The organism is Streptomyces sp. NPDC001750, assembly GCF_042892615.1.
GTDB lineage: Bacteria > Actinomycetota > Actinomycetes > Streptomycetales > Streptomycetaceae > Streptomyces.
In genome coordinates, this window is record NZ_JBIAUE010000021.1 from 60,283 (window position 1) to 79,608 (window position 19,326).

At 69.8% G+C, this 19,326-nt stretch carries 23 protein-coding genes; 21 read left to right on the plus strand and 2 right to left on the minus strand.

The genetic code is table 11. From position 1 onward, the window contains the following. Window positions 1-325: 325 nt before the first annotated feature. The 4 genes from ACFYY6_RS28075 to ACFYY6_RS28090 are packed head-to-tail and all read left to right on the plus strand — an operon-like array spanning window position 326 to window position 4,807. The gene (locus ACFYY6_RS28075) at window positions 326-1,696 is read left to right on the plus strand and encodes a hypothetical protein (RefSeq protein ID WP_389196149.1); all 1,371 of its coding nucleotides are present in this window, start codon (window positions 326-328) and stop codon (window positions 1,694-1,696) included. After that, on the plus strand, window positions 1,693-2,640 hold the full coding sequence (locus tag ACFYY6_RS28080) for a ParB N-terminal domain-containing protein (protein WP_389196151.1): 948 nt from the start codon (window positions 1,693-1,695) through the stop codon (window positions 2,638-2,640). The genes ACFYY6_RS28075 and ACFYY6_RS28080 overlap by 4 nt, the downstream gene beginning before the upstream one ends. Continuing rightward, window positions 2,637-3,233, plus strand: a complete 597-nt coding sequence (locus ACFYY6_RS28085) for a hypothetical protein (protein ID WP_389196153.1) — start codon at window positions 2,637-2,639, stop codon at window positions 3,231-3,233. Before ACFYY6_RS28080 ends, ACFYY6_RS28085 begins: the two co-directional genes overlap by 4 nt. A 2-nt stretch (window positions 3,234-3,235) precedes the next feature. Then, window positions 3,236-4,807, plus strand: coding sequence for a terminase large subunit domain-containing protein (locus ACFYY6_RS28090; RefSeq protein ID WP_389196155.1), 1,572 nt, complete (start codon window positions 3,236-3,238; stop codon window positions 4,805-4,807). A gap of 2 nt (window positions 4,808-4,809) precedes the next feature. On the opposite strand, the gene ACFYY6_RS28095 is transcribed toward ACFYY6_RS28090, so the two are convergent. Next, a complete protein-coding gene (locus tag ACFYY6_RS28095; protein ID WP_389196157.1) occupies window positions 4,810-4,986 on the minus strand; it encodes a hypothetical protein in 177 nt (58 codons plus the stop codon). Between the two features lie 47 nt (window positions 4,987-5,033). On the opposite strand from ACFYY6_RS28095, the gene ACFYY6_RS28100 reads away from it, so the two are divergent. The 4 genes from ACFYY6_RS28100 (at window position 5,034) to ACFYY6_RS28115 (ending at window position 6,581) form a co-directional block, all read left to right on the plus strand. Beyond that, window positions 5,034-5,330, plus strand: a complete 297-nt coding sequence (locus ACFYY6_RS28100) for a hypothetical protein (protein ID WP_389196159.1) — start codon at window positions 5,034-5,036, stop codon at window positions 5,328-5,330. Window positions 5,331-5,478: 148 nt separating this feature from the next. Beyond that, complete coding sequence (locus tag ACFYY6_RS28105) at window positions 5,479-5,820, plus strand: hypothetical protein (RefSeq protein WP_389196161.1); 342 nt, start codon at window positions 5,479-5,481, stop codon at window positions 5,818-5,820. After that, window positions 5,804-6,133 (plus strand): hypothetical protein, encoded by a 330-nt coding sequence (locus tag ACFYY6_RS28110; protein ID WP_389196163.1) that lies wholly within the window; start codon window positions 5,804-5,806, stop codon window positions 6,131-6,133. The genes ACFYY6_RS28105 and ACFYY6_RS28110 overlap by 17 nt, the downstream gene beginning before the upstream one ends. A gap of 4 nt (window positions 6,134-6,137) precedes the next feature. Next, window positions 6,138-6,581, plus strand: a complete 444-nt coding sequence (locus tag ACFYY6_RS28115; protein ID WP_389196165.1) for a hypothetical protein — start codon at window positions 6,138-6,140, stop codon at window positions 6,579-6,581. Window positions 6,582-6,604: 23 nt separating this feature from the next. Here the strand turns inward: ACFYY6_RS28115 and ACFYY6_RS28120 are convergent, their stop codons facing one another. Then, entirely contained in the window at window positions 6,605-6,796 is a 192-nt protein-coding gene (locus ACFYY6_RS28120) for a hypothetical protein (protein ID WP_389196167.1), read from the minus strand. Window positions 6,797-7,922: 1,126 nt separating this feature from the next. Between ACFYY6_RS28120 and ACFYY6_RS28125 the strand changes: the two genes are divergently transcribed. The 13 genes from ACFYY6_RS28125 (at window position 7,923) to ACFYY6_RS28185 (ending at window position 19,319) form a co-directional block, all read left to right on the plus strand. Then, complete coding sequence (locus ACFYY6_RS28125; RefSeq protein ID WP_389196169.1) at window positions 7,923-8,189, plus strand: hypothetical protein; 267 nt, start codon at window positions 7,923-7,925, stop codon at window positions 8,187-8,189. A 248-nt stretch (window positions 8,190-8,437) separates the two neighbouring features. Further along, window positions 8,438-8,707 (plus strand): hypothetical protein, encoded by a 270-nt coding sequence (locus ACFYY6_RS28130; RefSeq protein ID WP_389196171.1) that lies wholly within the window; start codon window positions 8,438-8,440, stop codon window positions 8,705-8,707. An 89-nt stretch (window positions 8,708-8,796) separates the two neighbouring features. Further along, window positions 8,797-9,090 carry a hypothetical protein gene (locus ACFYY6_RS28135; RefSeq protein WP_389196173.1) on the plus strand — a complete coding sequence of 98 codons (294 nt, stop codon included), beginning with the start codon at window positions 8,797-8,799 and terminating at the stop codon, window positions 9,088-9,090. Window positions 9,091-9,339: 249 nt separating this feature from the next. Then, entirely contained in the window at window positions 9,340-9,672 is a 333-nt protein-coding gene (locus ACFYY6_RS28140; protein WP_389196175.1) for a DUF1360 domain-containing protein, read from the plus strand. A gap of 4 nt (window positions 9,673-9,676) precedes the next feature. After that, window positions 9,677-11,428, plus strand: a complete 1,752-nt coding sequence (locus tag ACFYY6_RS28145; protein WP_389196177.1) for a hypothetical protein — start codon at window positions 9,677-9,679, stop codon at window positions 11,426-11,428. Further along, the gene (locus tag ACFYY6_RS28150) at window positions 11,425-11,640 is read left to right on the plus strand and encodes a hypothetical protein (RefSeq protein ID WP_389196179.1); all 216 of its coding nucleotides are present in this window, start codon (window positions 11,425-11,427) and stop codon (window positions 11,638-11,640) included. The genes ACFYY6_RS28145 and ACFYY6_RS28150 overlap by 4 nt, the downstream gene beginning before the upstream one ends. Next, window positions 11,633-11,821 carry a hypothetical protein gene (locus ACFYY6_RS28155; RefSeq protein WP_389196181.1) on the plus strand — a complete coding sequence of 63 codons (189 nt, stop codon included), beginning with the start codon at window positions 11,633-11,635 and terminating at the stop codon, window positions 11,819-11,821. The genes ACFYY6_RS28150 and ACFYY6_RS28155 overlap by 8 nt, the downstream gene beginning before the upstream one ends. Continuing rightward, the gene (locus ACFYY6_RS28160; protein WP_389196183.1) at window positions 11,814-15,119 is read left to right on the plus strand and encodes a phage minor head protein; all 3,306 of its coding nucleotides are present in this window, start codon (window positions 11,814-11,816) and stop codon (window positions 15,117-15,119) included. Before ACFYY6_RS28155 ends, ACFYY6_RS28160 begins: the two co-directional genes overlap by 8 nt. 20 nt (window positions 15,120-15,139) lie before the next feature. Then, window positions 15,140-15,286: a hypothetical protein gene (locus ACFYY6_RS28165; protein ID WP_389196185.1), complete on the plus strand. Its 147-nt coding sequence runs from the start codon at window positions 15,140-15,142 to the stop codon at window positions 15,284-15,286. Window positions 15,287-15,494: 208 nt separating this feature from the next. Next, on the plus strand, window positions 15,495-17,135 hold the full coding sequence (locus ACFYY6_RS28170; protein WP_389196187.1) for a major capsid protein: 1,641 nt from the start codon (window positions 15,495-15,497) through the stop codon (window positions 17,133-17,135). 78 nt (window positions 17,136-17,213) lie between these two features. Next, a complete protein-coding gene (locus ACFYY6_RS28175; protein WP_389196189.1) occupies window positions 17,214-18,062 on the plus strand; it encodes a cupin in 849 nt (282 codons plus the stop codon). After that, window positions 18,059-18,598 carry a hypothetical protein gene (locus ACFYY6_RS28180; protein ID WP_389196191.1) on the plus strand — a complete coding sequence of 180 codons (540 nt, stop codon included), beginning with the start codon at window positions 18,059-18,061 and terminating at the stop codon, window positions 18,596-18,598. Before ACFYY6_RS28175 ends, ACFYY6_RS28180 begins: the two co-directional genes overlap by 4 nt. Further along, window positions 18,588-19,319 carry a hypothetical protein gene (locus ACFYY6_RS28185; RefSeq protein ID WP_389196193.1) on the plus strand — a complete coding sequence of 244 codons (732 nt, stop codon included), beginning with the start codon at window positions 18,588-18,590 and terminating at the stop codon, window positions 19,317-19,319. The genes ACFYY6_RS28180 and ACFYY6_RS28185 overlap by 11 nt, the downstream gene beginning before the upstream one ends. The last annotated feature ends 7 nt before the right edge of the window (window positions 19,320-19,326 follow it).

The window sequence follows — 19,326 nt, forward strand, 5'->3', positions numbered from 1 at the left end:
GCAACGAGACAGCCACTGGCGGAACCACAGCCCCTACCAGCCGGTTCACTGCACCACCCACCACCCACAAGAGCGGCACAGCATGTACTATCCGGAGTGCTTGATCGTTTTCAGCAGCAACGCGATCACGCCGCGCGTCGGAGGTGTAACAGTCGCACGGCCCCCTTCCAGGGGGACGGACCACGTTCAAGTCGTGGCCGGCGCTCCACACGAAGGCCCCCGCCCACCCCAGGGCGGGGGCCTTCCGCATGCCCTCCCACTCTTGGAACCGGAAGAAAGCCGCAGGTCGGCTACCATCTCCGCCCGCCAAGTCAAGGAGCGGCCCATGTTCCACGGATCGATACCCGCACCCCTCCGCTCGATCATCTACGAGCACGCAGGGACCTGGCCCGAGACCGACATCTACATCGGCTGCTCCGGCAACTTCACCATCGAACGCGTACTGCACAGCAGGTTCGGCAACACGCGCCCGGTCCACGGCAACGACATCACCGCCTACAGCTGCGCGCTCGGCTGGTACCTCGCCGGAGAAGAACTGCCGTACACGCTGCGCCCCGAGTACGAAGACTCCCTGGGCTGGCTCGCCCCGTACATGGAGGACCGTGCCGACCGCCTCGCGACGCTGATGCTCGGCACCCGCTTTCTCCAGTACGTAGGGAAGGAAGGCGCCTACTACCGGCGGATGCTCGACGCCACCCAGGACCAGTGGCCGCGCATGCACGAGAAGACCGCCACAAAGCTCCGCACCCTGGAAACCCGCCTCGGCAGCTTCTACGCCGGCGACGTCCGCACGTACCTCCGCGAAGAAGTCCCCGACGGGGCGCCAGTCGTCATGTTTCCACCTTTTTATGCTGCGGACTATCAGGCCCAGTTCGCGTCCATCGACGCCGCGTTCGACTGGCCCGAGCCCGACTTCAGCGAACTCACCGAGGACGGCAAGGAAGAGATCATCGCCCAGGTCCAGGACCGCCCCCACTGGGTCCTCGGCCTGCACATCGAGCGCCCCGAGCTCCGCGACCGGCTCGCCGGTGTCGTCCAGACCGCGAACCGCGGCCTGCCGATCTACGTATACGCCGCGGCGGGCCCGCGCCGTATCGTCCGCCCCCGCCAGCCCGTCGAGCCGATCCCCATGCGGAAGATTGGCGTGGGGGAGGACCTGGGCGACACGATGACGCTCCACGTCCTCACCGGCGGCCAGTTCGCTGGCATCCGCTCCCAGTTCATGTCCAAGTCGATCAAGCCCGGGTCGCCGCTTCTCGCGTGCGGCGTCGCAGTCGACGGCGCGCTGATCGGCGCGTTCGCATACCTCCCGCCGAAGTTCGACCCGGCCACCGCCTACCTGATGTCGGACTTCCCGGTGTCATGGACGAAGTACCGGCGCCTGGCCAAGCTCATCGTCATGGCCGCCTCCACCTCCGAGGCGCAGTTGCTGCTCCAGCGGTCGCTGTCGAAGCGCCTCACCGGCTGGGCCACCACGGCGTTCACCGACCGGCCCAACAGCGCGAAGTACGGGCGCGGCATCCCCGGCGTGAAGCTCCAGAAACGCACCGAGGCGAGCAGCAAGGACCCCGGCGACGGCATCCACCGCTACCAGCTCCAGTACGGCGGCCCTCTCGGCAACTACACCCTCGCCCAGGCCCTCGACCTGTGGAAGCAGAAGCACGGCAGCGACATGAAGAAGGACGACCCCCGATGAGCGACAGCACCCCGACCCCGCCCGCGCAGACGATCCGGCCCCGCCTCGTCCGCCGCGACCCCCGCACCCTGACCCCCCTCGACATGAACGCCCGCTTCATGCGGAAAGAGGAGTGGGACCGGCTCGTCGCGAACATCGCCGCCGACGGCTGCCTCACCTCCGTACCCCTGATCTACGGCGCGGGGGAGTACGAGGAAGGCCGCGAGCTCATCCTCTCCGGGAACCACCGCACCGCGGCCGCCATCGAGGTCGGCCTGCCCGAGATCGACTGCATGCTGATCGACGACCCGCAGCAGAAGGACGAGCTCCTGGCCCGGCAGCTCTCGCACAACTCGATCGCCGGTCAGGACGACCCCGCCACCCTCAAGGCCCTGTACGACCAGATCGAGGACGTCGACTGGCGCGCGTACTCCGGCCTCGACGACGACGTCCTGGGCCTCCTCGCCGAAGTCTCCCCAGAGGGGCTCAGCGAGGCGAACCTCGACTTCGCGACCGTGTCCCTCATCTTCCTGCCCAACGAGCTGGAGGCCGCCCGCAAGGCCTTCGACGACGCCCGCCTCGGCCAGAACGAATCCTGGCTCGCCGCACGCGCCGACTACGACCAGACCCTCGACACGCTCGCCTCCACCCACGCCGCCCACAAGGTCGGCAACGTCGCCACCGCCCTCCACGCCATCCTCGGCATCGTCGAGAACCACCTGGGCGACCTCCAGACCGGCTACACCTCCCCCCAGGGCGAACCCCTCCACACCGGCCAGGTCGGACTCGAAACCGTCCTCGGCGCCCGACACCTCCCCGCCCCAGCCGCCGTCACCATCAACAAAGCCATCGCCGCAGCAGAAGGACGCGGAGAGATCGAGCAGGGGCAGGGCTGGCGCCTCCTCGAACGCCTGGCAGGTGAGTACCTGTCCGGCCCCAACCACATCCCCAGTGACCCGGCATGACCACCCGCCCACCCATCACCCTCGCCCCCAACCTGGACCCGTGGGAACGCCAGCCCAACGAGACCCCCCACAAACACGGGCAACTCGTCACCTACCGGGACCTCGGCAGAACCCGCACCCTGACCGAAGCTGCCCAAAGGCTGACTCTCGCGTACGGGCACGTGAAGAACCTCGCCGCCCAGTACCGGTGGCGAGAGCGCGTCGAGGCGTACGACAGGCACCTGGACCGCCAGTACGAGTCGATGTGGCTGGAGGAGCGCCGGAAGGCCGCCGAGACCGACGCGAAGATCCTCGGCGCGGCAATCGGGAAGCTGGCGCAGCGGCTCACCACGCTGAACGCGGCCGAGCTGAACCCGGGCGACTTCATCCGCCTCATGGACGTCGCCATGCGGCACCGCCGGGTCCTGTTCGGTGACCCCACAGAGACGATCGCCGTCACCAGCGAAGGCACCAACGCGCTCGCGCAGCACTTCGCCGACTTCGCGGAGATGAGCCCCGAGCAGCGCCGGGCCCGACTGGGTGAGCTGGCGGCGTCGGTGAACCAGCGGATCAAGGCCGTGGACGGCGACGACGACGAGACTGAGGAGGGGTAGCCGTGACGGTGGCCGTGGACGAGCTGGAGCACCTGGACGACGCCGAGGTGTACCGGCAGCTGGAGGCCGCGCGCCGGGCTATGAGCGCCGACCTGCTGCGGGACCCGGTGACGCTCGCCCGCGGCCTGGACCGCCGGTTCCGGATGCGCCCCCACCTGAAGGTGATCGGCGATGCCCTCGCGGAGGTCGGCAGGGGGGAGCAGGACCGGCTGCTGATCCTGACCCCACCGCAGGTCGGCAAGTCCACCACCGTCGCCGAGTGGTTCCCGTTCTGGTGGCTGTGCACGTACCCCATGGACAAGGTCGCGGTCACCTCGTACGGCGACGACCTGGCGCTGCGGCGCGGCAAGCGGATCCGCGCCTACGTCGAGGAGTACGGCGACGAATGGGAGCTGCGCCTGCGGGCCGGCTCCGGGGCGATGCAGCACTGGGAACTCACCCAGGGCGGCGGGGTGCGGTCCGTGTCGGTCGGGAAGGGCCTGACCGGCTTCGACGTGAACCTGCTGATCATCGACGACCCCCACAAGGACCGGGCCGACGCCGAGTCCGAAGCCGCCCGCCGCACTCTGCATGACTGGTACTCGTCGGCCGCCCTGTCGCGTCTCCAGCCGGACCGCAGCGCCGTGGTGGCGATCCAGACCAGGTGGCACCCGGACGACTTCGCCGGGCGCCGTATCCAGGAGGAGGGGCGGGTCGAGGACGGCGGCCGGTGGAAGGTGATCCACCTCCCCGCGGTTGCCCATCCGAAGTTCGGGGCGGACCCGCTCGGCCGCGAGCCGGGGGAGCCGCTGCCGCACCCGAAGATCGCCACCCGGGACACCGCCCGGTTGCGCGCCTGGTGGGACAACAAGAAGGCCACGTCGATCGTGAGGGACTGGCACGCCCTCTATCAGGGCGACCCGCAGCCCGCTGAGGGTGCTCTCGTGTCCGAGGAGCTGCTGCGCCTGCTCCGTGACACCACCACCGCGGTGGAGCCGCAGAAGATCGCCGTGTCGATCGACCCAAGCGGTGGCGGCCGGGACGTCGCCGGCGTCATCGGCGGGTTCCTCGGTGACGATGGCCGAGTCTGGGTCACCGACGACGTGTCGGCGCCGATGTCGTCGGCGGAGTGGTCCACCCAGGCGTGCCTCCTCGCGCACCGCACGAACGCGTCGATCATCTACGTCGAGTGGAACTTCGGCCGGGACATGTGCGTCCTGGCCATCCAGACGTCGTGGGAGAAGCTCCAGAACGAGGGGACGATCCCAAGAGACGTCCTGATGCCGGCGATCGCCCCGGTCCGCGCGAAGCAGGGCAAGCTGCTCAGGGCGGAGCCGATCGCGCAGCTGATGGTGCAGGACAAGGTCCGCATGCGCGGGGTGTTCACGGACATGGAGCGGGAGTGGGCGACGTGGCAGCCCACCGACCCGGACTCGCCCGGCCGTATCGACGCCTCCTGCGTCCTCACGTACGGGCTGATCCCCGAGGCGAACCAGGGCGCCATCGTCCACGCCCCGCTCCCCACGGCGCCGCAGCCGTCCAGCGGGCGGCCGGGCGGTCCGGCGTCCATGTACGGGCGGAGAATCGGGAAGTGACGTCAGCTGTTGAGTACGGCGCGGGGGACGAACAGCGTGCCGCCGTCGGCGTAGCGACCGTCCTCCTCGGGCCGGTAGAACAGCACGTGAAGGCCGTCCTCGTCCTCGACCTGTACGGAGTGGACCGTGGGAGTGGGGCGAAGGGCCGCGAGCAACTCGGCGTTGAAGGCATTGTCCATGAGCCAACGGTACGAGGGCGACGGCCCCAGCGTGGGAAACTGCCCGCATGGACCAGCCGATCACTGGACAGATCATCTGTGAGCACCTGGACGCCAACCCGGAATCGGGGCGGGCGCTGCTCCACGACCCGCAGTACGCGGCGGAGACACACCGGTTGCGGATGGTCCTCAACCACCTCGACGAGGCCCTGGCCGACGAGGGTCTGACCGGCGAGGCCCGGCACCGCGTCGGTGCCCGCCTCGCAGCCGCCTGGCTCGGCACCGACGCGGCGCACGCGCGGGTCCAGTTCGCGAAGCAGCTCATGGCCCAGGGCGAGGTCCGGGTACCGGCTGAGTTCCTGTAGCGGCACCCGGGCGGCGCGGCGTCCATGTGCGGGCGGAAGATCGGGAAGTGACGGAGGCGAGCGCCTGGCCCTGCCCCCGGTGCCCATGGTTTCCGCCCGCTCTCGGGCTGCCCCACCAGAGCATCACCAACACGAAGGAGCGGCACTCATGCCGAAGCCCCGCCCCACCGTCGACGAGCACACAACGTTCGGCCGGCGCCTTGCTGGCATCCATGCCGAGCTCGTTCACCTCAGTACCGAGCTTGCCCACCACTATCCGCAGAGCGGACGTGAGGCCGCCCCTCAGCGGCACATCGACAAGGCCCGCAAGGCTCTCCTCGACGCCTGCTACGGCCTCGAGAACCTCGCGATCGGCGAGCATGGCGACGCGATTACGACCAAGGCGTACTTCCCGTGCCCGGAACACCGGCACGTCGTCGTACCCGCGGCGCCCGATCCGGCGGCACGCCCCAGCACGGCGGGAGGATCAGGGTATGAACGCCACGGCTGACTACGATGCCGTCTCCCGGCCCGAGGACGCCCCGGCGGGATCACGGTGGAGCCTGGACGACATCGGCATGGACCGCGAGAGGGCGGTAGCCGCCCTGATCAAGCGGGCGATGCACTGGGACGAGACATCGGCGGAGCAGTGGCTGACGGAGATCCTGCAAGGCCAAGCCGACCCAGAAGTCCCGCGCCTGCTGCAGAGCTCCGAAATCCTCTGGGACGAGTCCTCAACCGTGTGTCCAGGGATGTGGTTCTGCATCGTCCAGGACGGGCAGACACCCCCCGAACCGGCCGCTGCACCGGAAGCCGGACGGTGACGCTGTGAAATGCGCCGCGCTGGACGACGCCCAGACCATCGCGAAGGGCATCCGCCTCGGCGGCTCCACCAAGATCGTCACCGCGCTGGAGGCCGCGCTCACCGAAGGGCCGCTCACGCCAGACCGCATCGAACGGCTCGCCCACCCTGACTGGGACCGCGTCCAGTTCGAGGTGCAGGGCAGCGAACTGCTATCCGAGCACGGTGAGCCGGTTGGTCTGGCATGCCTCTATGGGCCCGCGCAGGGCGGTTGGGCGGTGGCTGCTTCTTGGTACGGGCTCGGGTGGCTGGCCGGCATATACGCGAGCCGCGAGGCGGCGCTCCTCGCGTACGGGTACGTCCTCGGTGGGGAAGGCCGTGGGGGGCTGGAGGAGCTACGCGACCAGGTGTTCCACGGCGAGCGCCGCCCCATCACGCCGGCCGACCTGGTCGCCTTCGCCGAGCGTTGATACGACGCGGGGCCGGGCGCCGGTCACAGCTTCCTGACCCACCCGGTCACTGGGGGCCGCTCTCCGACCGCAGCGATGTAGGCGACCACGTCACCGATGCGCTCGGCTTCGTCGTGCTCGCCGTCCCCGTCGAGCCCGGAGAACAGCATCCCCAATGCCGTGAGGAGGTCGTACGTGATCTCGCCTGTGGCGTATAGGCGGCTGATGGGGCCCATCGCGGTGCGGCCGGAGGATGGTGCGCACGTCCTCGTCGCTCACATACGTCGTGCCGTCAGGGTAGGGACGCACGGGTGCGGGCGGCGGGGGATTCGAGGTAGTGCCGTCCGTCAGTCCCGTTGGTCCCGTGAGGCCGTGACCGCCTGCGGGTGTGCCCCTAGCTAGTGCCGCATCAGGCGCTGTATCAGGTTTGAAACAAGGACCGGACCGCAACGCCGTCGAGCGCTGCAACAAGATCAACGAGTGGCGGGGGCTCGCCACTTGCTATGACAAGGGCCCCCGCCGGCTACGTTGCCGGACTCTACTTACGCGGCGCCGTGATCTGGCTCCGCAGCCTCCGGCCCATGTGACCCCCTAGTACCACAAGTACAGGTGGTACTTGAACTTCCCGTCAGTACCCAGGCCGGGCTCGCACGTCGCTGTCCAACTCGGGTGCTGGCTCAACCAGTAGCTTCCTTGGGCCTGGCATTCCGCAAGGGTCCAGTGGCTGCTGTAGAAGTGCTTGACCGCCTGCACGCTCTGGGTGCCCACGACACCCTGAGTGCCAGCCGAAGCGACGGGTGAGGCCGAGGGAGCTGCCTGGGCAGGTGCCGCCATGAAGCCCAGTCCGACGGTGGTTCCGAGAGCGAGTCCTACGATGATCTTGCGGGTGCGCATTAGTACCCCTTTCTCCAGCGAAGGTCGTGCCCGGAGCGCCCGGCCCTCCGCACCTGTTCGGCAGCCACCACCTTGCTCACGCAACCTTGGCCAAACCTTCGAGAAAGCTTGAATTGGCTGGTCGGAGCCGTTGGACCCGGGATCTGCCGCATGATGTGGGCACCAGCAGGCCTGCCTGGCTGAGGAGCGCGGCGGCTCGGGCGTCGTTGCATCGGTAACGCCGTTCGTCAGTCCCGTTGGTCCCGCGAGGCCGTGGCCGCGTGCTGGGTGCGCCCATGGCGGCCGGGGCGCAGCGGCGGCACGATGAGTAATTGATGGAATTGCCGTGGAAAGCGCGGTCGGGAATTCGCCGTAAATCCCCTCGATTAATTCTCGAATTCGCGGGATCCAGTTGGAATTCAGACGTGAATTCGATTAGTATTAGTATTGTCAAGAACAAGAAATACTCTAACTCAACAGGGGATAGTTATGGAAATCGAATTCCAGGGCAAGATTTACTCCTTCGCCACCGATGACGACTACAACGGCCCGAAAAGCACGGCATACCAACTGACCGTGGAGGCCGTCCAGAACGCCAGGAAGTCCCGGGAACAGGGAAACACCGAGGACGCCGGCCACTGGACCTTCACAGCTGAATGGCTCCTCAAGGAATTCTGGTTCAGCAAGGAAGACGAGGAAGACGAACTGGCGGCCGTGGAGGCCGCAATCGCCCAGGTCGGCCTCGACCCCCGGTAGTAACCAGAACAAAGGCCCGCAGGGAACCTCCCTGCGGGCCTTCAGGCTGTGGGCGGATCGCTTGGCAGCGCGCAGCCGCCTTTCCGAGCGACGGGCTGAGCGGTCCGAGGCAGGCGACGAAGACGGGCAGGGGCGAGGCGCAGCAGCGGCGCGCCTGTGCCAGACCCCCGCGGGGCCACCCCGGGCCCGGCGAGGCGGTGGCGCGGATCTGACGGACAAGCGACGGCGCATTCGGCCACACTGGTCGGATGATGAAGCTGCCGCGTGTCACGTGCCCCGAGTGCGATCGGGCGGTCGCGGCCAGGCCCGTAGCCGGCACGCTGTCCAAGGGCCACGTATGGCGACACGACGCCCCCGACATGCGCGCCAAGCACCCCGACGAGCTCGTCTCCTGCGCCGGGTCTCTCGAAATCGTGGACCTGCCCGTCGGGCAGATGGAACTCCCCGTCGACGATCCGGAGGAGACGGCCCCCGCAGGGGCATCCGACAACGCCGACGGCGCGCCGACACTCTTCTGACCGGCACCCTGCCCGACGGCACGCCCCAGGGCAGGTGGCGATCCTGGTGTAGGGTCCCCCGCTCATATCGCCCCCGGAAGGACGTCAACATGAGCGGCGGCAGCTACAACTACCTCTGCGCGGCCCTGGACCTGCCCGACCTGAGCCAGCAGCAGTGGCAGCTCCAGAAGATGAGCGACCGTCTCTCCGGCCTCGGCTACGCGGCCGACGCCGCCCGGGAGACGGAGGAACTGCTCGTCCTGCTCCGGCAATGGGAGACCCGCGCCATGGTCCGGGTCGAGCGCTTGAGCGACCTGTGGAAAGCCGTGGAGTGGTGGGACTCCGGCGACACCGGCGAGGAGGCCGTCAAGGACGCGTTGGAGAAGTACCGCGGCGACAGCTGAGACGAGACGGCCTGCGCGGCACGTCGGCGCGTAGTCCAGGGAGGGCGGTCGTCGGCGGCTGGGGTTGAGCGACCCCCGCCTTCCGGACTCTGTAAGCGGCATAGCCGCCGACGACCCACCCGAAGCCACTCCTTTCCAGGGAGCGCACGCACACTCTAGCTGCGCGCCACTGCGCGCGCACTGTGCAGACAGTGGTGCGCAGTATCCTTGCCAGCCGTTCCTGACCTGGGGTTCTTCCGGAGGCGGCTCGTGATCTCTCTGACCATGCTCATACTGCTCGGCACAGCCGCGTACCGTTTGACGCAGCTCGGCGTCCACGACTCGATCCTCGACCCGCCCCGTCACCGGCTCGCCGCCTGGCACGCGAAGAACTTCGACTCCAAGCCCCGCAGCTTCCTGATGCAGCTCATCAGCTGCACCTACTGCCTCGGGTTCTGGCTGTCCGGGGCGACCCTCGGCGTCTACCTCGTCATCCACGGTGCCTGGGACAACACTTCCTGGCTCGGCCACGGCATCGAGTGGCTGGCCGTTGCCGGCGTACAGGCCCTCCTCAACCGCCTCGACGACACCTTCGGCGGGTGACGCGATGGGGCTCCGACAGCTCGTCTCGGCCGCCACCCGGTACAGCGTCCAGCTCGCCAAGAAGAGGTCGAGCAAGGTCGATGCCGGGTGGCAGGACGACGCCTGGAAGCGCTTCAAGACCGTGCCCGAGGTCCGGTTCGCCGGCACATGGGTCGGGAGCGCCATGGGCGGCGCCACCCTGATCGCCGGGCGCCGTACCGACTCCGGGGCGATCGAGCCAGCCCCCGATGACCACCTGGCGGCGCAGATCGTCCGGGAGATCGCGGGCGGCCCCGACGGGCAGTCCGCCATGCTGGAGGACTGCGGCCCGCAGCTCGTCGTCGCCGGTGAGGGCTGGATCATCATCCGCCCCGTCATCGGTAAGACGGGCGAGGTCGAAAGCTACAAATGGCTGGTCCGGTCGACACGTGAGGTCTCACAGAAGGGCGGCGGGAAACTCGTCGCCGAGATCGACGGCGAAGAGGTAGAGATCCCGCCGTACGACCCGGACGCGGAGCAGGACCCGTCCGCCCCCATCGCGATCCGTGTGTGGAAGCCGTCCCCGGACCGGCACATCGAGGCGGACAGCCCGGTCCGCGCCAGCCTCGGCCTCCTGGAGGAACTGGAACTGCTGAACGCGGCGGTCGCCGCGATCGCCCGGTCCAGGATCACCGGCCGCGGTGTCCTCCTCGTCCCCAAGGGCACAAGATTCCCGACCGCCCCGGGGCAGGCCGGTAACGCGCAGGACGACGTGCTGGAGGTGTTCCTCGAAGTCGCATCGACCGCGATCCGGGAACCCGACAGCGCCGCGGCGACCGTCCCGATCATCCTCGAAGTGGCCGCCGAGACGATCAGCGACATCAAGTGGCTCAGCTTCGAATCGAACTTCGACGAGCTCGCGCTGAAGCTCCGTGAAGAGGCCATTCGCCGCTTCGCGAACGGCCTGGAGGTCCCCGCCGAGATCCTGCTCGGCCTGTCGGACGCGAACCACTGGTCGGCGTGGGCGATCTCGGCCGAGGCGGTCCGTGTCGGTGCGGTGCCGCGCCTCCAGCTCGTCTGCCACGCCCTGACCACCCAGTGGCTGCGCCCCCTCCTGGAGGACGCGGAGGTGGAGGACGCCGACGACTGGCTGGTCTGGTACGACACCAGCCAGCTCCGCGTCCAGGCCAACCGCCCGCAGATCGCCCTCGAAGCGTTCAACTCCGGCCTCATCTCCGCCACAGCCGCGCGCCGCGAGACCGGCTTCGACGAGACCGACGCACCCGAGACGCCCACCCCCACCGAGGACGCCCCGGACCCCGACTCCGAGGACGCCCAGGACCCCGCCGACGAGGAGACACCGAGCGACGTGACTGCCCTGCCCGTAGGTGAGACGACCAGCATCCCCAACACCCTCCCCGCAGCCGCTGTTGCCCAGCACCCCGGTCTCGACGCCGTCGACGGCCTGATCTGGGCCGCGCTGCAGACGGCCGGCGAACGCCTGAGGAACAAGCCGGCCTGCCCCCGCAGCGAACGCGCCCGCGCCCGCGACATCCAGCCCGCTGAACTCCACACCGTGTACCCCGTCGAAGCGTCCATGGTCGACACCTGGCACCTCCTCGACGGGGCATGGGCCCGCGTCCCCGAAGTCGCCCGCCGCTACCAGTTCGACCCCGACTGCCTCACCGACGTCCTCGACGACTACGCGCGGGCCCTGATCGCAGCCCGCCACCCGCACACCTACGAGGACACCGGGCGGGTGCTCCTCGCCCCGTGCCTGGCCGGGGAAGCGGCATGAGCAGCCGTGAGGTCCACACCACGGTGGTCGTGGCCACCGGCATACCGCGGCCCGGCTGGTGCCCGTCCTGCAAGGCGAACAGCGCCCTCACCGCGAGTGTGTGCGCCCTGTTCCCGACCGGTGTGACGAGCCTCGGCACCGTCACCGTGTGCGAGATCTGCGACGACCCCGACACCCCGCTCCCGGCCCGAAGGACGGCCCCACATGCGTGAGATGATCGCCGACTTCCTCACCCACACCTTGCAGCGCATCCACCAGGATGCCGCCCAGGCCCTGGCCGACACCCCCGGGGCCGAAGGGGTCATCGTGCACCCGGTCCTCATCACCCCGACCGGACAGGTCCCCCTGGAGCCCATGGCGTTTGCCCGCGCCCCGGAGGCGTCCCGTGGCTGACGTGCACAGCAAGATGGCGGACGCGGAGACCGCCGTCGCCACCGAGGTCCGCACCATCCTGGACGAGGTCGCCGCCGAGACCGCGGCCGGCCTGAAGGACGCCACGGAGATCGTGGCCGCCAGGTTCTCCCTCTCCGAGATCGGCCGCCGCTGGACCGCGCGCATGCCCCGCCTCATGCGCCGCCTGCTGCGCGTCGCCGAGGACGCCGGGCAGGCCGCCGCGGACACCACCGGTACCGAACTCCCGGAAGGGTGGGACAACCTGCCCGGCCTCTACGACTGGGGAGAGCCGCTGCCCGCGTCTCTCGGCTCGTACGTCACGAGCACCGAGCACCTGCTGCGAGCCGTCGGCGACCGGCTTACCGAGGCCGCCGTCGCGGAGCTCGCGGCGGGCCTGGACGCCGGGGACGACATCGACGCCATACGGTCCCGGCTGCGGGCCCTGTTCTCCCGGGACGGCTCCCAGCTCGGCGCCACCCGGGAGGAACGCATCGCCCGGACGGAGAGCAACCGGGCGTGGAACGCCGCGACGCTCGCCGCCGCCGAGGACCTGACGGGGGAGGAGCGGCCCCTGGTCAAGCAGTGGGAGTGCCGCCGCGACCCGAAGGTGAGGGAGGCGCACGACGACGCGGACGGGCAGTTGCGGCTCCTCGATGAGGCGTTCACCGTCGGCGGGGTCGCGATGCGGTACCCCGGCGACCCTGCCGCGCCCCCCGAGCTCACCGTGAACTGCCGTTGCATCCTTCGTTTGCAGCGTGCGGAGGCGTCGGCACCCGAGCAAAGTCAGGTGTCCCCGTCGGTGGGATTTTCAGATCGAAGGAACGAGACCGCTGCGGGGGACGGGAGCCACCTCCAGGGCGGCATGATCGCGCTCCTGCCGCGCTCCGAAGACGCGGACTTCCTCGCCCTCCCCGACGGCGAGAGTTCGACGGAGCTCCACTGCACCCTGTGGTTCCTCGGCGACGACGCCTCCGACTGGACCGCCGACCAGCGCAACGAGCTGGTCGACAGCATCCGCGCCCAGGCCGCCGAACTCCCCGGCCCCATCACCGCCCGCACGTTCGGCGTGAACCACTGGAACCCCGATTCCGACTGGCCGGCCTGGGTGTGGGCCGTCGGCGACGACCGCGACAGCGACAGCCCCACCCTCCACGACGCCCGCGCCATCGCCGTCCAGGCCCTCGAAGGCACCCACGACCGGCCCGACACCCCCGCCCAGCACTCGCCGTGGGTCGCCCACATCACCGGCGCATACACCGCCGACACCCACCCCTTCGAGCCGATGTGCGAACGCCTCGGCGCGGTCGTGTTCGACCGCATCCGGGTCGCGTTCGGCGGCGACCACTACGACATCCCGATCGGCCCCGAGCAGGAGGAACCCATGGGCACGCCCGTATCCGCGGCGCAGGACACCCCGCCGCCGCCCGTCCGTACCTGGTCCACCCCCGGCATGACCGCCCTCGCGTTCGAGGACGAGCAGACCGGCGACGGCCGGGTCTTCGGCCCCAACGCCCTGTACTGGGACGGGGACGGCCCCTGGCCGCTCCAGTACGCCGAAGCGATGGGTCAAGGCCACGAGGGCGCCGAGCTGGCCGGCGCCATCCACACCATCGGCCGGGACAACCCCCGCATCACCGGGAGCGGTGTCCTCTACCTGACCCAGTCCGCCGGGTACGACGCCTGCACGCTCCTCGACCAGGGCGCACCGCTCGGCGTGAGCGTCGACCTGGACGACGCGGACGTACAGCTCGTCGACACCACCTCCAGCCCCGACGACGGGGATGGTGTGGTGCTGGAGGCGTCGTTCGCGTCCGCCAGCGCCATGCGCCTCCCCGACGGCACGTGGATGATCACCGGCCGCACCGGGGCCGACTGGACCGCGTCCGGTACCGAGATGTCGCAGTCCGCCCGCACCTTCATGATGTTCACCCGCCCCGGCGGCACCATCACCGCCGCGACCGCCCGCCACGTCTTCGGTGACCAGCTCACCGCGGCCGCCGGCGACTCCGACCCGGCCGAAGGTGTCGTCTTCCACGAGGAGCGGTCCGGGGACTTCCTCGTCCGGATCACCCGGGCCCGGCTGCGCGGCGCGACGCTCGTCGCGATGCCGGCCTACGACAGGGCCCGCATCGTCCTCGACCCGCCCGGCCAGGAACAGACCGCTGCTGCGCCGGTCGCCGCGTCCGCCAGCGACGACTACGACCAGGTCGTCACGTACATTCGCAGCTCCCCGGTCCCGGTCAGCCCCCGCGAAGCCGCCGACAGGCTGGGCCTGGCCCTGGAGGACGTCCGCGCGCACATCATGCAGGCCCTGAAGGACGGCTCCGTCCTGCGGATCGCCCGCGGCCTGTACATCGGCTCCAGCACCATCCCGGCGGGCCACGCAACAGCCGCCGCCGAGCCCCTGGGCGACCTGTACGACGAGCGCGGCGCCGAACTCATCGCGTCGGCCTGGCAGGTCATGCAGGCCGAGAAGCCGATGCCCGCCGCCTGGTTCCGCGAACCGACCCCGGAGGAACTGCCCCCGGGCAGCGGCGGCGTCCACATCGTCGACGGCCGCGCCTACGGCTGGGTCGCCCAGGCCGGCGTCCCCCACGCCGCGCACGGCCGGAAGGTCACCATCGAGAAGCTCGCCGCGCGCGGCCTTGACTACTCCCACTTCCTGCGGGCGAAGTTCCGCCTCGACGACGGGACCGAGGTCCGTGCCGGGGCGATGACGATGAACGTCGGCCACCACCGCGACGGGTACGAGTGCGAGACCGCGGTCTGCCAGTTCGACGACACCCGCACCGTCGGCGCCGTCGTCACCGTCGGCATGAACGACGGCGGGATGTGGTTCAGCGGTGCTGCTGCGCCCTGGCTGTCCGCTTGGGACCGCACCGTGTTCCAGGCGTGCCAGCCCAGCTACCACATGACGCAGGGCCAGGACGGGCGTTGGCAGCTCAAGGCCGTGCTGTCCGTGCCGGTCCCCGGGCACTCCTCGCCGCTCACCGCCGCCGCCGTCATCGACCGGGCCAACCTGGCGCTCACCGCCGCCGCAGCAGCCGCCGAGGAGCCCGCCAGCACGCCGGAACCGGAACCCGGCACCGCCCCCGGCCCCGGCGACGCCCTGGCCCCGGACGTCGTCGGCCAGATCACTGCGGCGTTCCTCCAGCCCGCCTTCCTCGAACGGTTCGCCGACGCCTTCAAGGCATTCGAGGAGCTGCGGGCCGCCGCCGCCCAGGCCGAACTCCAGGAACTCACCGCCCGGCTCGCGCCTGTCCGCGCCGAGATCTCCGCCGCCAACACCGTTTTTTAGCAGCAGAAAGGAACAGCACCATGGCGTGTGCCTGCAAGAAGACGAAGTACGAGGTCGTAGACGCCGCTGGGAAGCGGGTGTTCGGTCCGACCCCGTACAAGACGACCGCCGAAGCCATGGCCAAGCGTGGTGAAGGCCGCACGGTCCGCGAAGTCCCGAAGAAGTAACTCCCGGGAGAGGGGCGTAGCCCTCATGGGCACGGCGGTGGTCCCGCGACGAGCTTGGTCGTGGTCCGCCGCCCCTCTCAGCACCATCTGAAACCCGCAGTACGGGCAGCCGGCCACCATGAACGGCAGGAACCGCCCGTGCGGCTAAGATTCTTTTCCGACTGCTGGTTTAGGGCCGAGTCTCCTTGATCTCCAGGAGACAGCAGTCATGCCCGAGCCGTTCGAGCTCCCCGAAGACCTCAGCACGCTGGACGACGAGCAGCTTGCTGCCGCTCTGACCGACGCCGTCGAGGCGTTCGATGCCAAGGCCAAGTCCAACCTCGTCACCACCGACGACATCACAGCCCTGCGCGCCCTCACCTCCGGCATCGAGGCGATGCGGCAGGAGCAGCACGACCGGATCACCGCCGCGAAGGCCACCGCGGCGGAGATCGAGGAACTCGCTGCGAAGGTCCGGGGCGAGGACCCGGCCCCGGTGGTGGAGCCGGCCGCCACGGAGCCGCAGAGCGCCCCCGAGCCGGAGTCGGAGCCGCAGGACACACCGGCTCCGGAGGCTGCCGCGTCCGCCGCCGTGGTGAAGCGGCACGCCCTCAACCTGGCCTCGGTGCGGGCCGTGCAGCCGCGTGTGCTGCCCGAGCCGCCCGCCCCGACGACCGTCATCACCGCGGCCGTCGACGTTCCCGGGTACACGCCGGGCGCGGCCCTGGAGTTCGGGCAGATCACCTCCGGGATCATCTCCCGCGCCAACGCCCTCAAAACTGCGGGCGGCGGCGTCGGGCAGGTCATCTCGTACCAGCACCCGTTCCCGCAGGACCTCATCGTCACGGACTCCTCGTCCGCGCCGGAGGGCACCACGGTCACGCTCGCCGCGTCGAACCAGCGCCGCCTCCCGGAGCAGGAGCTGATCGCGTCCGGCGGCTGGTGCGCCCCTTCGGAGACGGTCTACACGCTCACCGACACGGCGTGCCCGGACATGCTGTGGGACGCCCCGGAGACGCAGCTCGCCCGCGGCGGGCTGCGCTACTACAAGCCCCTGTCGCTGGACGTGTCGAAGCTGACGTGGGTGCACACCGAGGCCGACGACATCTCGGGTGCAGAGAAGCCCTGTTACAAGATTCCGTGCCCGGACCCGACCGAGGTCCGGTGCCGTGCCATCGGTGTGTGCCTCGAAGCGGGCATTCTGACGCAGCGGCACTTCCCCGAGCTGGTCTCCTGGTACCTGCGCAACAGCATGGTCGCCCACGAAATCCGCCTCAAGCAGGAGCTTTTCCAGGACGCCCTGAACAGCGCGACGACGGTCACGATGCCGGAGTCGTTCGGCGCCGTGTCCTCCGTGTTCGAGGCCGTGGCGCTCCAGGCCGCCGACATGATCGAGCGGCACTCCCTGTGCGAGTCCACCGCCCTTGAGGTCGTGTTCCCGTGGTGGAGCCGCAACCTCTTCCTGACTGACCTGGCGCGCCGTAACGGCATCTCCCCCAGTGACGTGACCCCGCGCATGGTGCAGGACCTGTTCAGCCCGCTCGGCGTGCGTATCCAGTGGGCGCGCGGCCTGGCCCCGGCCGTCCCGACCGAGATCGGCGCCAAGACCCCGGCCACCGTCTGGCCCGAGACCGTCAAGTTCCTCATGTACCCGGCCGGCAGCCTCCAGATCGGGCGCGGCGAGGAGGTCAACCTCGGTGCGATCCACGACTCGACGAAGTTCCGCACGAACGACTACACGGCCCTGTTCACCGAGGAATGCAGCACGCTCATCGACCGGTCCGTGGACACGCGGCTCGTGACCGTGCCGGTCTGCCCCAGCGGTGAGACCGGTGCGCAGACGCTGATGGTCTGCGGCGCGGGCAGCTGACCCCCTGAACGTGGCGGGCCCTGGTTGGGGGCTTCCCGGGGCCCGCCACCTCCCTCATCACACACATGGAGGTGGGCGATGCCGCCCGCAGGTCTGAGTAAGGCGGTCCAGGCCATCCCGGGCAGGCCGCTTCCCCATGGCATCCTCGGCGGCTGCGCCTCGGTGGAGGAGGTCAAGGACCCGCATGAGCTGATGGGAGTTGAGTGGCTGGCTCTCGGCTGCTGCCCGGTACTCGACTGGCAAGACCCCTGCCTCACGGAGGAGTCCCTCGGCGACGAAAGCCCCGGGGCCTCGCAGGAGAAAGAGTTCTGCCGCCCCCAGACGGAGCACGCCGCCCCGTTCACCGTGTACGCCGGTTCAGAGTGCTCCGCGCTCGGCTGGTCCTACAAGGAGGCGCGGGCCCAGGCCGTAGCTTCCCTTGAGCTCGGGGAACAGGCCGCGATCGAGGCCGGGTTCATGCGGCTGAAGCTCACCCGGGACGCCGTCGACCTGACCCCGCCCGAGGGGCCGCTGTCGATCGCCCAGGGCGTTGCCGTCCTGGAAGGGTGCCTGGCCGAGTCGTACGGCGGCATCGGCACCCTGCACGTCCCCGCCGGCGCTGCTGCGCTCCTGGGGTGCTGCAACCTCGTACGGGAGAACCCGGAAACCGGGAACCTGCGCACCCTCGCCGGGAACTGCGTCGTCATCGGGGCCGGTTACTCGGCGATGAACGCCGGCCCGGGTGGCATTCCTGCGGAGCCGGGCACGGCGTGGCTGTACATCACCGGCCCGCTCCTCATCCGCCGCGGCCCGGTCGACGTGATCCCGGACCGGCCCGGCCCGTCGGTGAACATCCGCAACAACGACCGCCAGGTCCTCGCCGAGCGAACCATCGTCGTCGCCACTACGTGCACCGTCTGCGCGGTGCAGATCCGAGTCTGCGAATGATCCAGCTGATCCGTATCCGCCCGACACCGGCCCTGCTCGTCGAGTTCGCGAAGTGGGCGGTCGCCCAGCGGCCGAAGGTCGACACCGTCGGCCTCCACGAATTCGGTGTCCCCCCGCGGCTGTTCGCTGGCATGCCGGAACGCCTCCTCATCGGCTCGACCGTCGACGGGCACCGGTACGTCTCCCCCGAGGAGGATGCCACCCTGGGCCACCCGGCACCGGGCGCCAGTGGCCCGGTGGTCCCACCCGTTGCGACTTTGGTGGAGGAGAGCGGGCCGGAGACCATCATTCCGCTCCACCGCCCCGACCGCTCCCGCCAGCTCGCCGAGACTTCGGGCCTTGAGCAGCTGCTCGGCACGGCCGTACCCGAGCCCTCCACCGGCGCAGCCACCCCGAACAGGGACCGAAGTGACTCAAGTCCCGAAAAGGACGAACCGCCGTACGAGTGCGGCTCCTGTCCCCGCGAGTTCACCACCGAGCGCGGCAGGGACCACCACCGACGCCTGAAGCACCCGGAGGAGCCGGATGCCGGTTGAGCCTCTGCCCTGTGAGCCGGGCGGCGGCACCGGGGAGCCATCCTCGTCCTGCTGCGCCCCTTCGATCACCTCGGTGCCGCTGTGCCGCGAGGACGGCACCCCGCTGCTCCTGGTCCTCCGCTCGTCCTGTGTGTGCGACGGCGCCGCAGCGACGGACCCGGAAGTCGCTGGCTGGATCGATCCGGCCACCGGCACCTACACGGCCGGCCCCGCTCCGGCCGGTTCGGGGCCGTGCCCGTCGAGCGACTGCGCGAGCGTCTCCGTCCTGCAGCTGTGCGACAACACCCCCGACGGGCAATGCAGCCCGTTCCTGCGGCACATGGTCCACGACTGCGACGGGCAGGTCACGACGGCCACAGACACCGCCCTGGACGGCACCCCGTACACACCGGCCGGGACGGTCGGGGACTGCGACGACTGCCGTTGCCCGGACATCCCCCTTTGCCCTCAACTCCTGGGCCTCTCGGGGCCGGAGCTGTGGACCATGCCGGTGGGCACCGAGTCCCTCGCGGTGACCATTGCATGCGGCCCGGTCACCATCACGGACTGTGCCGGTAACGCGACCGTCGTCAATGAGTGTGGGGCTTCCTTTTCCTGGGCGGCGCCGCCGGCCGAGTGCAGCCCCGGAACCCTGTGCGGCCCGGTCACGATCGACGTCGCCGAGGGCGCAGCCGCGTATCTCAACTTCCTTACTCCGTGCGCTCAGGGCGACGCGTCTTGAGCCAGAT

What these genes read in the sequence shown, in the direction of transcription:
- ACFYY6_RS28075 (WP_389196149.1), top strand. Translation starts at nt 326, where the DNA reads ATGTTCCACGGATCGATACCCGCACCCCTCCGCTCGATCATCTACGAG.
- ACFYY6_RS28080 (WP_389196151.1), top strand. Translation starts at nt 1,693, where the DNA reads ATGAGCGACAGCACCCCGACCCCGCCCGCGCAGACGATCCGGCCCCGC.
- ACFYY6_RS28085 (WP_389196153.1), top strand. Translation starts at nt 2,637, where the DNA reads ATGACCACCCGCCCACCCATCACCCTCGCCCCCAACCTGGACCCGTGG.
- ACFYY6_RS28095 (WP_389196157.1), bottom strand. Translation starts at nt 4,986, where the DNA reads ATGGACAATGCCTTCAACGCCGAGTTGCTCGCGGCCCTTCGCCCCACT.
- ACFYY6_RS28100 (WP_389196159.1), top strand. Translation starts at nt 5,034, where the DNA reads ATGGACCAGCCGATCACTGGACAGATCATCTGTGAGCACCTGGACGCC.
- ACFYY6_RS28105 (WP_389196161.1), top strand. Translation starts at nt 5,479, where the DNA reads ATGCCGAAGCCCCGCCCCACCGTCGACGAGCACACAACGTTCGGCCGG.
- ACFYY6_RS28110 (WP_389196163.1), top strand. Translation starts at nt 5,804, where the DNA reads ATGAACGCCACGGCTGACTACGATGCCGTCTCCCGGCCCGAGGACGCC.
- ACFYY6_RS28120 (WP_389196167.1), bottom strand. Translation starts at nt 6,796, where the DNA reads ATGGGCCCCATCAGCCGCCTATACGCCACAGGCGAGATCACGTACGAC.
- ACFYY6_RS28125 (WP_389196169.1), top strand. Translation starts at nt 7,923, where the DNA reads ATGGAAATCGAATTCCAGGGCAAGATTTACTCCTTCGCCACCGATGAC.
- ACFYY6_RS28130 (WP_389196171.1), top strand. Translation starts at nt 8,438, where the DNA reads ATGATGAAGCTGCCGCGTGTCACGTGCCCCGAGTGCGATCGGGCGGTC.
- ACFYY6_RS28135 (WP_389196173.1), top strand. Translation starts at nt 8,797, where the DNA reads ATGAGCGGCGGCAGCTACAACTACCTCTGCGCGGCCCTGGACCTGCCC.
- ACFYY6_RS28145 (WP_389196177.1), top strand. Translation starts at nt 9,677, where the DNA reads ATGGGGCTCCGACAGCTCGTCTCGGCCGCCACCCGGTACAGCGTCCAG.
- ACFYY6_RS28150 (WP_389196179.1), top strand. Translation starts at nt 11,425, where the DNA reads ATGAGCAGCCGTGAGGTCCACACCACGGTGGTCGTGGCCACCGGCATA.
- ACFYY6_RS28155 (WP_389196181.1), top strand. Translation starts at nt 11,633, where the DNA reads ATGCGTGAGATGATCGCCGACTTCCTCACCCACACCTTGCAGCGCATC.
- ACFYY6_RS28165 (WP_389196185.1), top strand. Translation starts at nt 15,140, where the DNA reads ATGGCGTGTGCCTGCAAGAAGACGAAGTACGAGGTCGTAGACGCCGCT.
- ACFYY6_RS28170 (WP_389196187.1), top strand. Translation starts at nt 15,495, where the DNA reads ATGCCCGAGCCGTTCGAGCTCCCCGAAGACCTCAGCACGCTGGACGAC.
- ACFYY6_RS28175 (WP_389196189.1), top strand. Translation starts at nt 17,214, where the DNA reads ATGCCGCCCGCAGGTCTGAGTAAGGCGGTCCAGGCCATCCCGGGCAGG.
- ACFYY6_RS28180 (WP_389196191.1), top strand. Translation starts at nt 18,059, where the DNA reads ATGATCCAGCTGATCCGTATCCGCCCGACACCGGCCCTGCTCGTCGAG.
- ACFYY6_RS28185 (WP_389196193.1), top strand. Translation starts at nt 18,588, where the DNA reads ATGCCGGTTGAGCCTCTGCCCTGTGAGCCGGGCGGCGGCACCGGGGAG.